The organism is Stieleria sedimenti (assembly GCF_025060895.1).
Lineage (GTDB): Bacteria > Planctomycetota > Planctomycetia > Pirellulales > Pirellulaceae > Stieleria > Stieleria sedimenti.
The window spans coordinates 54,476-68,221 of record NZ_JANZKV010000131.1; the positions used below are offsets into that span (position 1 = coordinate 54,476).

Here is a 13,746-nt window from a genome sequence, read left to right on the forward strand (position 1 = left end):
AGTGGCATGCACAGCATGCCCTACCAGGTGGCATGCACAGCATGCCCTACATGCTGGGAACAAGGCTGATGACAGGCTGGAAGCCTATCCCACTTCGCAGAATCATCCGGCTTGGGTATGGTGAGAAATCACACCTCCCCTCTCTTGGACCTGTTGCCCCCATGGCTGAACTGAACCTTGCGATCCGCGTCGATTCGCTTGGATTGCCCCTGAAACGTGCCCTCGATGTCGCGGCCCAAATGGGCATCCGATCGGTGGAACTGAATGCCCGCAGCGAGATTCATCCCGAATCGCTCTCCGAAACCGGTCTACGGCATCTGAGAAAACTGCTGGACGAACGCAACTTGTCGGTCGCCAGTTTGCGGTTCCAAACACGGCGCGGATACGACAACCCCCAGGACCTTCAACGCCGAATCGAAGCGACCAAGGCGGCGATGGCGCTGGCGTACAAATTGAAGTCGCGAACGGTGATTAATTCGATCGGATTCATCCCCGACGATGAGACGGATCCCCGCTATGAATCGCTGCAGGCGGTGCTCAGCGATCTGGGGCGGTATGGCGCCAAGGTGGGCGCCTGTTTGGCCGCGGAGACCGGCGCGGAGTCCGGCAAGACCCTCGCCGACCTGCTCGACAAGGACGAAGACGGATTTGTCTCCGTCGCGCTCAATCCGGGCCTATTGATCGTCAACCGGCACAGTGTCACCGAGGCGGTCAAGGCGCTGAAGGATCGAATCCAAGTCGTGTGCGCCACCGACGGCGTGCTCGATCTGGCCGCCGGACGGGGGCTGCACGTGCCGATCGGCGAGGGCACCGCGGACTTCCCGCAGATCTTTGCCACACTGGAAGACGTCGGGTTTCGCGGGCCGTGCATCGTCGGGCGAGATGATTCCTCGCTCGCGGAACTGCAGCAAGGCGTGGAGTACTTGGGGAATCTGGGGATGTAGCCTCGGGACGGGGTAGGAAGATTTTGGAGGTAGGAAGATTTTGGAGGTAGGAAGATTTTGGAGGTAGGAAGATTTTGGGACCGCGACATGTTTGTGCGGACCAAATCAATGACAGTCACCACGCGCGAGTGGTTGTGTTACGACGCAAATCGCTCGCGGGCATGTCACCTTCGTACGCGATCATTTTCCTACCTCCAAAATCTTCCTACCATTTCGCCAGGTTGCGCGGATGCCTGCCTGCGAGGAAACCGCAGCGTCAGTAGAGATCCACCTTCATGAATGCTCCCGAAGACGTGACGATCACGCCCGTCGTGGTGCCTGCTTTGATTTTCAATTTCTCCGACTGCCCTGATCCGCTGGCCGGTTTGATTTCGATGGTGTAATTCCCTGGTGCGACTTCCCAGTTGATCCCGGTCTTGGGATCTCTGGCACCCGCGCCTGCGGCGATGGTGTAGTCCCGGCGGTTGATCGTCAGCACGGCGGGGCCGGTGGTTTCATTGGCGATGAACAATCTCGCCTTACCTGGTGCAGGCCATAAACCGGCTGCCTTTGCGGCTTGGGCATCGCGGGACACCAACGTGATCGCCGTTTCCTTACCTTTGCCGACCAGCTGCACCGACAATCCGCCAGTGGGCCCGGTAAACGTCAGACGAGCGCTCTGGAGATCGATCTTGGTTTCCGCCACCGTTTCGTCCCATTTGCCCCATTGTCCCGAAGCGAGCTGACGGCGATAAAAATCAACCACGGCGTCCAGTTCTGCGGCGACGGTCGTTTGAATCACCTTGCGAAACGGGCTGCCTTCGGCTTGGATGCCCTCATGGCCTTGCGGTACGGGTAACGCGTCATAGCTGTCCGCGGGTAGACCACCGACCGGTTTTCGGCTGACGGAGGCTTTTTGCCCTAGGACGTTGACGTCGACGCTGACTTCGAAACTGTACTCGGTATCCAAGAACTCGCCGGGCTTGGTCATTTTCGCTGTTCCCCGGGCGCGTCCGTCTTCGATCACGATGGCGTCGTCCAGATCGTTGTTGCTGCCGACGCTATTGTTGTCGGCCCAGATCGACACGGAGCTGACGTTGTCGTCGGCATCGACCAGCAATTTGACTTGCGGCGTGAATTCAAAGTAATCGTCCGCGGCGGGTCTGCCCAAGGCCGCGGTCAACTTGGTCATGTTGAGCGGTTTTTCCGAGAACACGATCGCGGTCATCGGATCGTCAAAGAACATCATGGGATACGCGACGACGTTTGACAGGTTGTAAGTCCTGTTGCCCATCACCAGCTTGCCGGAATTGGCAAGCTTGGGCGCATCGGTGAGTCGTTTGACGGGCGTCGAATCACGCGTCAACACGGGCACGTCGAAGCTGATTTCGGCGGTGTAGACCTTGTCGAAAAAGTCGCCGGGTTCCCTGAGCGCGACGGTGCCTCGTGCGCGGCCGTCTTCCACCAGCGCGGTGCCGACGAGTTCGTCGCCGGAACCGTGTCCGGGCGTTCCGCCGGCTTGCAGACTCAACTGCCGCGGTTGGTCGTCTTCATTCAACACGACGATCAAGTGCGGCTGCGGCCAAGAGGGACCGCCCTGGTCGTCTTCGTCGTTGCCGGTCTTGCGGAGTCGCGCGAGAAGCGAGTCTTGTTTGACGGCCTTTGGAGTTGCCACAATCTTTGTCTTCCACTCGTCATATTGAAAGACTTCATAGGCGATCACGTGCGGCAGTTCATAGGTCGTGCCATCCATCACGATCGTGCCCTTGTTGGGAAGTTTGGGCATTTGGCCGATGCCCTGTGTCGCTTTTTCTTTGCGTGGGGGCAGCGGCACCGATGATTCGACCATGTCGTCCTGTGTTGCCGTTTCGGCCGCGATTTTTGTTGCCGCCTGTTTCGCCTGTTCGGCTTCCTGTTTCATCCGCGCGATTTCTTCCTTCATTCCATCCCACTGCATGCCCTCGGTTCGAAATTCGACTTCACAGCCGTCATCTTCGGCGGTCAGGTTGACCTTCAGCGATGACTTTTTCTGTGAGAAGTTCATGCTGACGTAGTGGTCAAAATCCATCGTCGTCTTGTCCTTGGTCCAGTTGCGTTTTTCAAGTTCCTCAATGAGGTACTTTTGAACGGTTTTCAGGTCGGACGAGGTCTTGAATTCGACGGTTTCGAAAAAGTCGCTGTATTCGAGGTCCGTGGCGTTGTCAGGGATCGGCAACTCTCTGGGCGTCGGTTGGTCGTCTTCTTCCCACATCATTCCGGTGGGGGTTAAACGCACCGCGCTGCCACCGTCTTCCTCACTCACGCGGACGACCAGGGTCATCTTGTTCTTGGCAAAGGTCTGGACCCAGAAACTGCTTTGCAGATTGTCGCGTGCCGATTTACGCCATCCTTGTTCGGTCAGTTTCTGGGCGTAGAGCTTGCCGACCGTTTTGACGTCCGAGGGCATTTGAAAACGCACGTCGCCGCGCCGCTTCATCATGCTGTACTCTGTCGCCCCGTCCGGAACCAGCAGATCCCGCACACGCATCTGCTGGGCGACCGCGGGTGCCCCGAACCCGATGCTTGAAACAATCAACAGAGCCGCCATGGAGTGAAGAAGTTTGCGGAACATCGCGATTTTCTCCTTTGGGGGGATCGTTCGAGTCGACCCCTTCATTGGAACGGGTGCGGGCGGAGTGGGCCAGTAAAAAACGAAGAATCTCGGGTAATCGGGACGGCGGGCAGGATCAACAAAAAGGGTCAGCCGTCCTCGTTTCGCTCGACCCTCCTGCCAGGAGGGTGACTTTAAAAGTGAACGACCTCCAACAAGGGGCGTCGATGCCTGTGCTGATAGGGAGGATGAGGCCGAAGCCAGTCCCGAGTGATAGAGCAGGCAATTTGAGGGGGCTGGAAGGAGTTGTCTTTTCGTCTCTTTTCGCGGTGACGCGGTCGGCAATGTTTGACATACTCGGCGCACGAAAGAGGCTCTTCAATCCTGGTCTGATTCAAACGCCGTGATCCACGCCGAATCTCCCGCTCTGGAAATCGTCAATCTGCGCAAGAATTACCGGCGGATCGAAGCGTTGCGTGGGGTCGATTTCGAACTCGGCCGCGGGGAGTGCCTCGCCTTTCTTGGGCCCAACGGCGCCGGGAAAACGACGTTGATCCGTGCGTTGGCTGGACGAACGCGGCCGACCAAAGGGACGATCAAAGTGTTCGGCCATCCGATCGACTCGATCGGAGCGCGTCAGGCACTCGGGTTGGTTCCCCAGGATCTGGCACTTTACGGGGACCTGACGACGCGTGAGAACCTGATGGCGTTTGGCAAGTTTCATGGCGTGCCGCGTCGCGAGTTGAAAAAACGCATCGACTGGGCGCTCCAATGGACGGGATTGACCGACCGTGCCAAAGACCTGGTGGGTGGGTTTTCTGGGGGCATGAAGCGGCGTGTGAACCTCGCCTGCGGCGTGTTACACCGGCCCAAGATCATCTTGTTGGATGAACCGACCGTCGGCGTTGATCCGCAAAGCCGCGAACGGATCTTTACGATGCTGGATCAGTTGAATGACGAAGGTGCTTCGATTCTGTTGACGACGCACCATCTGGACGAAGCGGAACAGCGAAGCGATCGGATCGTGATCTTGGATCAAGGCCGCGTGATCGCCGACGGGACCATCGATGAATTGGTGCTCAGCACCGTCGGGCATTCACGGCTGGTTCGAGTGCGTGTGGATCGACCGCTGACCGCACCGGTGACGGTGCCCGGCGATGGCGTTCAACGTCGCACGGTTCACGTCGGTGAGGCCGGCCGGGACCTGATCGAAACACGGATCGACGATGTCACTGTCAATTTGGGGCCGTTTTTACAGGCGGTCCAAAACGATGGTTACTTGGTGTCTGACATGGAGGTGCAGGCGCCTTCGTTGCATCACGTCTTCCTGCATCTGACCGGCAACGAACTCAGGGACTAGAACGCTCGTGATTTGGACAATCATGCAACTCAGCCTGCGGCGGCTGCTCCACAATCGCATCGAACTTCTGTTGACGTTCGTGGTCCCGATTGCGTTCTTCAGCGTGTTCGCGTTGATCTTCGGAAACGGAATCGGCAGCGGAACCACGCCGAAGGTGAAGGTCGTGATTATCGACGAGGTTCAATCGCCAGACAGCACCGCGATTGTCGAATCGTTGCGCAACAGCGCGGGCCTACGTTTGATGAACGACGATCTGCAAGACGAAGCATTCAGTGTGAACGACGCCTCGGACATGGTTCGTCATGGCAGTGTGACCATCGCGATTGTGCTCAAATCGGGGCAGGGCGAGTCCATCCGTTCGGACTTGCTTGCCGACGCGTCCGACCAGGTTGCCGGCCAGGTCGTCTCGGCGTTGGTGGGGCGTGAACTGGTGATCGCCAAGACGCGTCAAGCGGCCAGGGCGCGGCGGACGCTGGTGCGCCGTCCTCCCACCGATGAGGCGACGGCGGTGCCCAATCAACCCGTTCGGCAACCGCCAGCCGTCGCGGCGGAATCGTTGGACCCGTCCGAGCTGGTGCAGATCGTGGACGTCATCGGAGAGGACAAGGCGAACCCGGTCGTCAGCATGTATGCCGCCGGAATCGCGGTGATGTTCTTGTTGTTCGGTGCCACCGGCGGTGGCGGTGTTCTGCTGGACGAACGCGAGAACACGACGTTGGATCGATTGCTATCGACTGAATTGACGATGGATCAACTACTGCTGGGGAAATGGTTCTACCTCACTGCACTGGGCTTCGTGCAAGTGTGTGTGATGTTCGTCTGGGGACAATACGTTTTCGGAATTGACTTGCTGGGGCATCTGGACGGGTTTGTGATGATGACCCTGGTGACCAGTTCAGCCGCCGCCGCCTTCGGTCTTTTTCTGGCGACACTTTGCAAGACACGCGGACAGCTCAATGGGCTGTCGGTGATTTTGATATTGACCATGAGTGCGCTCGGCGGGTCGATGGTTCCCCGTTATGTGATGAGCGAACGGATGCGAGAACTGGGGCTTTGGACCTTCAACGCGTGGGCTCTGGACGGTTATGACAAAGTTTTTTGGCGTGATCTGCCTGCCGACGCGTTGCTACCCCAGCTAGCGGTGTTGATGATTGCCGCGGTAGGGTTTCTACTTGTCGCTCGGGCGCTCGCGATTCGATGGGAATTTGATTGATCCGTCGGCGTCGAAGTCTCTCCCACATTTCTTCCGTCAAGTCTCCTCATCTCAACCACGTAGAATGACAGCTATTGAACCCGGCAAAACAAGGATCGGTTGGATCGGTACCGGAGTGATGGGGCACAGCATGTGCAGCCATCTGATCGACGCGGGATACCAGGCGACGGTTTACAATCGTACGGCGGAGAAAACGAAGGGCTTGGTCGACAAAGGCGCCACGGCCGTTGATTCACCTCGGGCGGTCGCGGAAAACAGCGACGTCGTGTTCACCATCGTCGGTTTTCCCAGCGACGTGCGGCAGGTGATACTCGGTGAGGACGGTGTGCTGGAGGGGGCTCGCGAGGGGACGGTGTTGGTCGACATGACGACCAGCGATCCGAGCCTGGCGATCCAAATCGCGGAGGCGGCCAAGGCGATCGGGGTCCAGGCGATCGATGCCCCCGTCAGCGGCGGCGACCTGGGAGCCCGCAACGCGGCGCTGTCGATCATGATCGGCGGAGATGCCGAGACGGTCCGGCGGATCGACCCGCTGTTTCAACGGATGGGCAAGACGATTGTCTACCAAGGCGGACCCGGGTCGGGCCAGCACACCAAAATGGTCAACCAAACCCTGATCGCCAGCGGAATGATTGCGATCTGCGAAGGGTTGCTCTACGCCCACAAGGTCGGGTTGGACATTCCGACTGTCCTCAAGAGCGTCTCCTCCGGCGCCGCAGGTAGCTGGTCGCTGTCGAACTTGGCGCCGCGGATGATCAACGGAGATTTTGATCCGGGGTTCTTCGTCGAGCACTTTTTAAAGGACATGAAGATCGCGCTCGATGAAGCGTCCAAACGAAATCTTGCCCTGCCCGGTCTGGCGCTCGGTTACCAGCTCTATCATGCGGTGGCCGCACAAGGGCACCGCCGCGACGGCACTCAGTCGTTGATCCTGGCGCTGGCAAAGCTGAACGGTTTTGATTGGAAAAACGAAAACCGCTAACGTTCCATCGAAGAGTCCATCATGAAAGCTGCTTACATCACACAGACCGGAACGCCGGATGTCATCCAATTCGGTGACATGGAGCCACCGACGGCGGGTCCGGGACAAATCCTGATTCGCAACCACGCCCTCTCGGTCAACCCGATCGACACCTATGTGCGTAGCGGTCTGGTGGCGTTCGAGTTACCCAATCCCTTCATCCCAGGCTGTGACGCCGCGGGCGTTGTCGAGTCCGTTGGAAAGGGCGTCGAATCGTTTTCGGTCGGGGATCGTGTTTGGTGCACCAATCAAGGACTGTTGGGCCGGCAGGGAACGTTTGCCGAGCAGATCGCGGTCGATGCCCCGTGGTGTTTTCCGTTGCCCGACTCGGTCGACTACGCCACGGCCGCCGCCAATGCGTTGGTCGGGGTGACGGCGCACTTGGGACTATTCCGCAGTGCGGAGATCGAACCGGGTGAAACCGTATTCATCATCGGCGGAACCGGTGGCGTGGGTGCGATGGTCGTGCAGATGGCCAAGGCGGCGGGCGCATCGGTGATCACGACGGCGGGTTCAGACGCTAAGTGTGAACGCGCGATGGAATTGGGGGCCGACCATGTGATCAATTATTCGACGCAGTCGATCGCCGAGCGGGTCAAGGAGATCGCGCCCAAGGGGGTGAATCTGTTCTGGGAGACACGTCGCATGCCGGACTTCGACGAAGCGATCGATTTGATGGCTCCGCGGGGACGCATGGTGTTGATGGCCGGTCGCGATTCCAGGCCCGAATTTCCCGTCGGTCCGTTCTACGTCAAGGAGTGCTCGCTGCACGGATTCGTGATGTTCAAAGCGACGCCGTTGGAAATGCAGCGCTGTGCCGAAGCGATGAATCGCTGGATGGCGAGCGGACGATTGAAAGCGAACATCGCCCAGACGCTTCCACTTGCCGAAGCCGCCGAGGCGCATCGCATCCAGGAAGCCGAAAACGTCGGCGGCAAGATCGTCCTGACCGTCTGAGCGACCATCCCGACACCTCGTCACCTCGTTCCGAGGCTCCGCCTTGGAACGTCATGCACGATCGAATCAGCCGTTTAACGCGAGCCTACGGGCCCCCAAAATAAGCATCAATGAGGAGGCCCGTACGCTGGCGCGATACGGCTGATCGCATGTGTGATCCGATGCAATCAAAGTGTGTTCCCAGGCGGAGGGCAGAGCCCGGGAACAAGGGGAATAAGTCGGTTGTAGCACCAGCGGTGCGCGACGATTTACAGCAGCAAGTCCTCTTCGAGCAGGTGGCAATACGAATCATAACGCCGGGCGTCGATGCGGCCGTCGGCGACGGCGTTCTTGACGCCGCAGTCGTCTTCGCTCAGGTGCAGGCAGTTTGCGTAGCGACATTCGCCGACATGGGGCCGCAAGTCGGGCATCAATCCGGCGACTTCTTCGGCGGTGATGTCCCACAATTGAAATTGGCGAATGCCCGGTGTGTCGAACACCCAGCCGGCATTTTCACCTTGTAGCGGGATCAGGGTGGAGGTGGTCGTCGTGTGCCGACCTTTTTGGTTGTCTTTGCTGACCTCCGAAACGGCCAGTCCCAGCCCGGGCTCGACGGCGTTGAGCAAACTGCTTTTGCCGACGCCGCTTTGGCCCGAGAGCGCCGTCTGTTTGCCCTTGAGTAGTTCTTTCAGATAGTCGATGTTGGTTCCCCGATCGGCGCTGGTCAGCAACACGCGATAGCCGAGCGAGGCGTACACGCCCAGGATCGGTTGCAGCGAAGCGGGGTCGACGAGATCGCATTTGTTGATGATGACCACGGGGTTCAAGCCACACTGTTCGGCCGACAGCAAAAATCGGTCGATCAGGGCGGGTTTGATCGTCGGCTCGGCGGCGCTGGTCACGATCAGAAGATGGTCCACGTTGGCGGCGATGATGTGTTGCTGGCCGCGGCTTTGTCGGCTGATGATTCCGTGACGCGGCGCGACGAATTCGATCATGCCCGTCGTTTCCGATTCGGCGCGGAACTGAATGCGATCGCCCGCGACGACGGTTCCGCGACCGTCGATGCTGAGCGATTTGAGGACTTGGCGAATCGAACATTCGAACGTTCGCCCGTCGTCGGCCAGGACCGTGTTGCGGAGTCCGTGGGCGCGGAGCACACGGCCGCCGATCAGCAGCGAATCGTGCGATTGGGGATGTTCCGCGGACGCCGGTGCACTCGCTTGGACGCCGACGACGGTGCGTTTGCGCGTCAAGTCGCCTTTTCCGCTGACGCGTTCGTTCTTGACCGCGTCGGCGAGCGATTCGGTATCGCCGACGTGGAATTGCCGCGTCAAGTCGCTGTCGCGCACGCGCCCCTGATGTCGCTTTCGAAAGCTGACGCGTGATTGATTCGATTTTCGTTTCTTTTTGGCCATCAGTGAAGTGTAGCAGCGAGCGGCAAACGAGCACAGTTCGCCCTACCGATGCCGTGTGGTGGTGTGGTTTTCCGTTGGTTAGACTATCTCCTCTCCAGTTTCCTACCTTTTTCGGATGCGCGTTGGATGTCTGAATCTTCTTCTGGCCAGATCGACCACGTTCTCGACGAAAGCCGTCTCTTTCCCCCGCCTGCTGAATTCACAGAAAAAGCGGTGATCCGCACGACGGAACAATATGACGACCTCTACGCGCGGGCGCGCGACGATCGCGACGGTTTCTGGCGTCAAGAAGCCCTGGAACACCTGCATTGGTTCGAACCATTCGACGAGACCTGCAAGTGGGATTCGCCGCATGCCGAATGGTTCCTCAACGGAAAAACCAACGCCAGTTACAACTGTCTCGATCGCAACATCGAGCTCGGGTTGGGGGATCGACCGGCCATCATCTGGGAAGGCGAACCGGGCGACACACGCACGCTGACGTACAACGAACTGAAGACCGAGGTTTGCAAATGTGCAGCGGCGCTTCGGGAGCTGGGGATTCAGTCGGGCGACATCATCAGCATTTACATGCCGATGACGCCCGAATTGGCGATCGCGATGTTGGCCTGTGCCCGAATCGGCGCCATCCACTCGGTCATCTTCGCCGGATTCAGCGCCGAGTCGATCGCCGATCGTAATCACGACGCCCAAGCCAAGATGGTCATCACCTCCGATGGGCTGTATCGACGTGGCAAAGTGTTGCCGCTGAAAGAGACCGTCGACGAGGCACTCGAGAAGTCGCCGTCGGTGCAAACCTGTTTGGTGCTCAAGCGGGTCGGCAACGAAGTCTCGATGCGAGAAGGTCGAGACGTCTGGTGGCACGATGTCGTGGACAAGCAGACCGGCGATCTGCCGGCCGAGCCGATGGACAGCGAAGCGACGCTGTTCATTCTGTATACCTCCGGCAGCACCGGAAAACCCAAGGGCATTCGTCATACCACGGCCGGCTACAACTTGTGGGCGAAACGGACGTTCCAGTGGGTGTTTGACCATCGCGACGATGACATCTACTGGTGCACCGCGGATTGCGGCTGGATCACCGGGCACAGCTACATCGTTTACGGACCGTTGGCCGCGGGCGCCAGTTGCTTGATGTACGAAGGCGCCCCCAACTATCCGGCCGAAGATCGTTTTTGGGAGCTGATCGAAAAATACAAGGTCACCATCTTGTACACCGCGCCGACGGCGATCCGAGCATTCATCAAATGGGGAGATGAACACGTCGACAAACACGATCTGTCGAGTTTGCGATTGCTGGGCACCGTCGGTGAAGGGATCAATCCCGAAGCTTGGATGTGGTACCACAAAAAGATCGGTGGCGAAAAATGCCCGATCGTCGACACGTGGTGGCAAACCGAAACCGGCGGCATCATGATGAGCCCGTTGCCTGGGATCACGGCGACCAAACCCGGATCCTGCACCAAGCCGCTGCCAGGCGTCGTGCCGGTGATTCTGGATGAGAACGGTCAATCGGTCGACGAGGAACACGGCGGCAAGTTGTGTATCGAACAACCCTGGCCCGGAATGTTGCGAGGCATTTGGGGAGACGACGAACGGTTTGTGAGTACTTACTGGGCCACGTTCAAAGGGGAATACCTGACCGGCGACAACGCCCGCCGCGACAAGGACGGGTACTACTGGATCATGGGACGCATCGACGACGTGATCAACGTCTCGGGCCACCGGCTGAGTACGATCGAAGTCGAAAGTGCGTTGGTCAGCCACCCTTCGGTCGCTGAAGCCGCGGTCGTCGGCCGCCCCGATGAACTCAAGGGCGAAGCGATCGCGGCGTTCGTCACCGTGACGGACCCGAACCCCGGCGAGGAGCTTCGTCAGGAGTTGCGGAACCACGTGCGAAAGCAGATCGGTGCACTCGCCCAGCCGGACGACATTCGCTTCGCCGCGTCGGTTCCGAAGACGCGGAGCGGCAAGATCATGCGGCGCCTGCTCCGCGACATCGCCGCCGGACGCGAAGCCGCCGGTGACACCAGCACGCTGGAAGACTTCACCGTGCTGGCCCAGCTCCGCGAAGAAGAGTAGCGGCGTCGGCTGCAGCTCGTGCTCCTCGTTCCCAGGCTCCGCCTGGGAACGCACTGTGCCGGAGGCTCCGGCCTCTTGGCCAATATCGGTGTGTGGCTTTGCCACACGAGCACGCCGGCGGAGCCGGCTCGGGTGGCAAGCAGGATGCTTACCCCACTTCTCTGGGAACATGGATCAGGGGAACGATCGGTCCGATCGCTCTTTCGCGAGAATGCGATCCATCAGCGGAAGTTCGGTGTAGTACATCGCCGCCGGGTCGATCTGGTGTTGTTCCAACCATCGCGTCCGTTCACGCACCGTTCGCGTCGCTGCCAGTCGGGGCAAGACAAGGCCCCAGACGACGAGCACGCCCAGGATCACGGCCATGAACCGAACGCGGCGATGGCTCATTGGCCGGACTCCGCGAACAGCACGCCGAACATCAGGTAGGCCATGATCAGCGTCAGCAGCAGGTTCAACGACTGGCCGCAAACGTACAAGATCATCGGCTTGCCGCCACGAAAGTAGGGCAGCAGTTGTTTGAAATTGGTTTCCAAGCCGATGCAGACAAACGCCAGACAAAAGAACCAACCGCGGAGCGTCTTGGTCGATCCACCGATCATCGCTTCGATCATCAAGTCTCCGCCGGACAGGTTGGCGTGCAGGATCGAAAACAGGATCGACGCTCCGATGAAGCCGAGCACAAATTTGGGGAACCGGTACCAAATCTCGCCGATGCCGGGTTTGGCCGCGTCGCTGTCTTTTTCGACATAGGCGACCCAGTACGCGGCGACGCAAAACGCGGTCACTCCGATCAAGATGTTTTGGATCATCTTAACCGTCGCCGCGACTTCCAGGGCTTCTTCGCCGAGTGTCGCCCCGGCGACCGCGACGGCACCGGTTGCGTCGATCGTTCCGCCCAGCCAAGCTCCGCCGACGTCGTCGGGCAACCCCATCGCCTTGATCGCTAACGGCAACAAAATCATCATCACGACGGTGAAAGAAAGCGACAAGCCGATTGCCAGCGAAAGCTCTTCTTTCTTTGCCTTACACGAGGCGGCCGTGGCGATCGCTGCGGAAACGCCGCAGACCGACATGTCGGCACTGATCACCATGTTCAACGACTTGGACGGGATTTTTAAGACCTTTTGTCCGAACACGAACGTGCTGATCAAGACGATCGGTGTCACCACCCACGCCACCCCGATTCCGGGGATCCCGAGTGCCATCAAGCGACTCATCAAGACTTCGGCGCCCAGCAGGACCAGCCCCGTTTTGATGAAAAACTCGGTCATGATCGCCGGCCGCCATGGGTGCGGCGTCCCGATGGTGTTGCTGATCACCAGCCCCACCAGCAACGCCCACAACGCGTATTCCAGATTGTACGCCTTGATCACACTCTGTCCGGCCAGGACGTACGCGACGGTCGCCAACAGGAAGATGACGGGAAAGGCTTTGAGGAACCCGATCGCGTTCTTCTTTCGAACCGTCATCGCCACGGTGAACAACACGCCGATGATGACAAACGCGCCCAACACGCCCCGGTAGGTCGTCGTCGCTCCCTTGTCTTCGTCTCCGGCGACGTAGAACGCGTCGACGGGGTTTTGCGTCCATTTTCCCGGCTTGGCCAACCAGCTTTTCAGTGGACTGGAAATCGAAACCGATTCACCTTGGTCGCTCGCGGTGAAGAAGTTTGCCGGGACTGAAATCCAGACGGCGAGGAAGGCGACGATCAAAATCAATCCCGCGCACCAAATCGCCCACCAGTCCTCGGTGGTCTTCATTTGTTCCCAGGTACTCACCCGGGGCTGTTCAACGATGTCGGATTTCGAGGCTTCGCTGGGAGCGTCGTCGGGGTTGCTCATCGGGGGATCGGCGCGGAGGGATAGGCTGCGGTGGGAAAGCCGTCATTGGCTGGGGCGGTCCACAGAATATCATGACGCAGGCAAGCGATGTAGCTCACTTGTCCCAAACCACCCCTGCAAGAATCGAGGCAGCGTCTCGACTTCGACGGGCGAGGCAGTGAAGCGTATGTTAGCGGAACGGCGCGAGCGGGCTGTCGATTGAGTCGGGTTCTGCTGAGTCAATGGTGAGCCGCTGGCCGTCAGGCCTCGGGCCACGTCGCAGTGCCCGGCCGCTTATGCGTCACGGCTCACAAAACGACAGACCGCGAGCCGTCCGGTGGCAGCTCGAAAACGCGTTGTAAGACCGGAGGGCTCGCGCC

General features: G+C 59.3%; 10 protein-coding genes. 6 read left to right on the top strand and 4 right to left on the bottom strand.

The features are described 5' to 3' along the window. The first annotated feature begins 161 nt into the window (after positions 1-161). Positions 162-944, top strand: coding sequence for a sugar phosphate isomerase/epimerase family protein (locus NZK35_RS17000; RefSeq protein WP_259633730.1), 783 nt, complete (start codon positions 162-164; stop codon positions 942-944). A gap of 256 nt (positions 945-1,200) precedes the next feature. Here the strand turns inward: NZK35_RS17000 and NZK35_RS17005 are convergent, their stop codons facing one another. Next, on the bottom strand, positions 1,201-3,534 hold the full coding sequence (locus NZK35_RS17005) for a hypothetical protein (protein WP_259633731.1): 2,334 nt from the start codon (positions 3,532-3,534) through the stop codon (positions 1,201-1,203). 382 nt (positions 3,535-3,916) lie between these two features. On the opposite strand from NZK35_RS17005, the gene NZK35_RS17010 reads away from it, so the two are divergent. The 4 genes from NZK35_RS17010 (at position 3,917) to NZK35_RS17025 (ending at position 8,064) form a co-directional block, all read left to right on the top strand. Continuing rightward, positions 3,917-4,873, top strand: a complete 957-nt coding sequence (locus tag NZK35_RS17010) for an ABC transporter ATP-binding protein (RefSeq protein ID WP_259633732.1) — start codon at positions 3,917-3,919, stop codon at positions 4,871-4,873. A 22-nt stretch (positions 4,874-4,895) separates the two neighbouring features. Continuing rightward, entirely contained in the window at positions 4,896-6,086 is a 1,191-nt protein-coding gene (locus NZK35_RS17015) for an ABC transporter permease (protein ID WP_261364753.1), read from the top strand. 64 nt (positions 6,087-6,150) lie between these two features. Continuing rightward, on the top strand, positions 6,151-7,068 hold the full coding sequence (locus NZK35_RS17020) for an NAD(P)-dependent oxidoreductase (protein WP_259633734.1): 918 nt from the start codon (positions 6,151-6,153) through the stop codon (positions 7,066-7,068). Between the two features lie 21 nt (positions 7,069-7,089). Next, positions 7,090-8,064: an NADPH:quinone reductase gene (locus NZK35_RS17025; RefSeq protein WP_259633735.1), complete on the top strand. Its 975-nt coding sequence runs from the start codon at positions 7,090-7,092 to the stop codon at positions 8,062-8,064. Between the two features lie 248 nt (positions 8,065-8,312). Here NZK35_RS17025 and rsgA read toward each other — a convergent pair whose 3' ends face one another. Further along, on the bottom strand, positions 8,313-9,461 hold the full coding sequence (gene rsgA, locus NZK35_RS17030; RefSeq protein ID WP_259633736.1) for a ribosome small subunit-dependent GTPase A: 1,149 nt from the start codon (positions 9,459-9,461) through the stop codon (positions 8,313-8,315). Positions 9,462-9,587: 126 nt separating this feature from the next. Here rsgA and acs point away from each other — a divergent pair, with 126 nt between their 5' ends. Further along, positions 9,588-11,543, top strand: coding sequence for an acetate--CoA ligase (gene acs / locus NZK35_RS17035; RefSeq protein ID WP_259633737.1), 1,956 nt, complete (start codon positions 9,588-9,590; stop codon positions 11,541-11,543). 174 nt (positions 11,544-11,717) lie between these two features. Here the strand turns inward: acs and NZK35_RS17040 are convergent, their stop codons facing one another. After that, complete coding sequence (locus tag NZK35_RS17040) at positions 11,718-11,933, bottom strand: hypothetical protein (RefSeq protein WP_259633738.1); 216 nt, start codon at positions 11,931-11,933, stop codon at positions 11,718-11,720. Then, positions 11,930-13,387: a YeiH family protein gene (locus tag NZK35_RS17045; protein ID WP_259633739.1), complete on the bottom strand. Its 1,458-nt coding sequence runs from the start codon at positions 13,385-13,387 to the stop codon at positions 11,930-11,932. Before NZK35_RS17045 ends, NZK35_RS17040 begins: the two co-directional genes overlap by 4 nt. Positions 13,388-13,746 lie beyond the last annotated feature (359 nt).

Coding starts and splice junctions, on each gene's coding strand:
- NZK35_RS17000 (WP_259633730.1), top strand. CDS start 162: ATGGCTGAACTGAACCTTGCGATCCGCGTCGATTCGCTTGGATTGCCC.
- NZK35_RS17005 (WP_259633731.1), bottom strand. CDS start 3,534: ATGTTCCGCAAACTTCTTCACTCCATGGCGGCTCTGTTGATTGTTTCA.
- NZK35_RS17015 (WP_261364753.1), top strand. CDS start 4,896: ATGCAACTCAGCCTGCGGCGGCTGCTCCACAATCGCATCGAACTTCTG.
- NZK35_RS17020 (WP_259633734.1), top strand. CDS start 6,151: ATGACAGCTATTGAACCCGGCAAAACAAGGATCGGTTGGATCGGTACC.
- NZK35_RS17025 (WP_259633735.1), top strand. CDS start 7,090: ATGAAAGCTGCTTACATCACACAGACCGGAACGCCGGATGTCATCCAA.
- rsgA (WP_259633736.1), bottom strand. CDS start 9,461: ATGGCCAAAAAGAAACGAAAATCGAATCAATCACGCGTCAGCTTTCGA.
- acs (WP_259633737.1), top strand. CDS start 9,588: ATGTCTGAATCTTCTTCTGGCCAGATCGACCACGTTCTCGACGAAAGC.
- NZK35_RS17040 (WP_259633738.1), bottom strand. CDS start 11,933: ATGAGCCATCGCCGCGTTCGGTTCATGGCCGTGATCCTGGGCGTGCTC.
- NZK35_RS17045 (WP_259633739.1), bottom strand. CDS start 13,387: ATGAGCAACCCCGACGACGCTCCCAGCGAAGCCTCGAAATCCGACATC.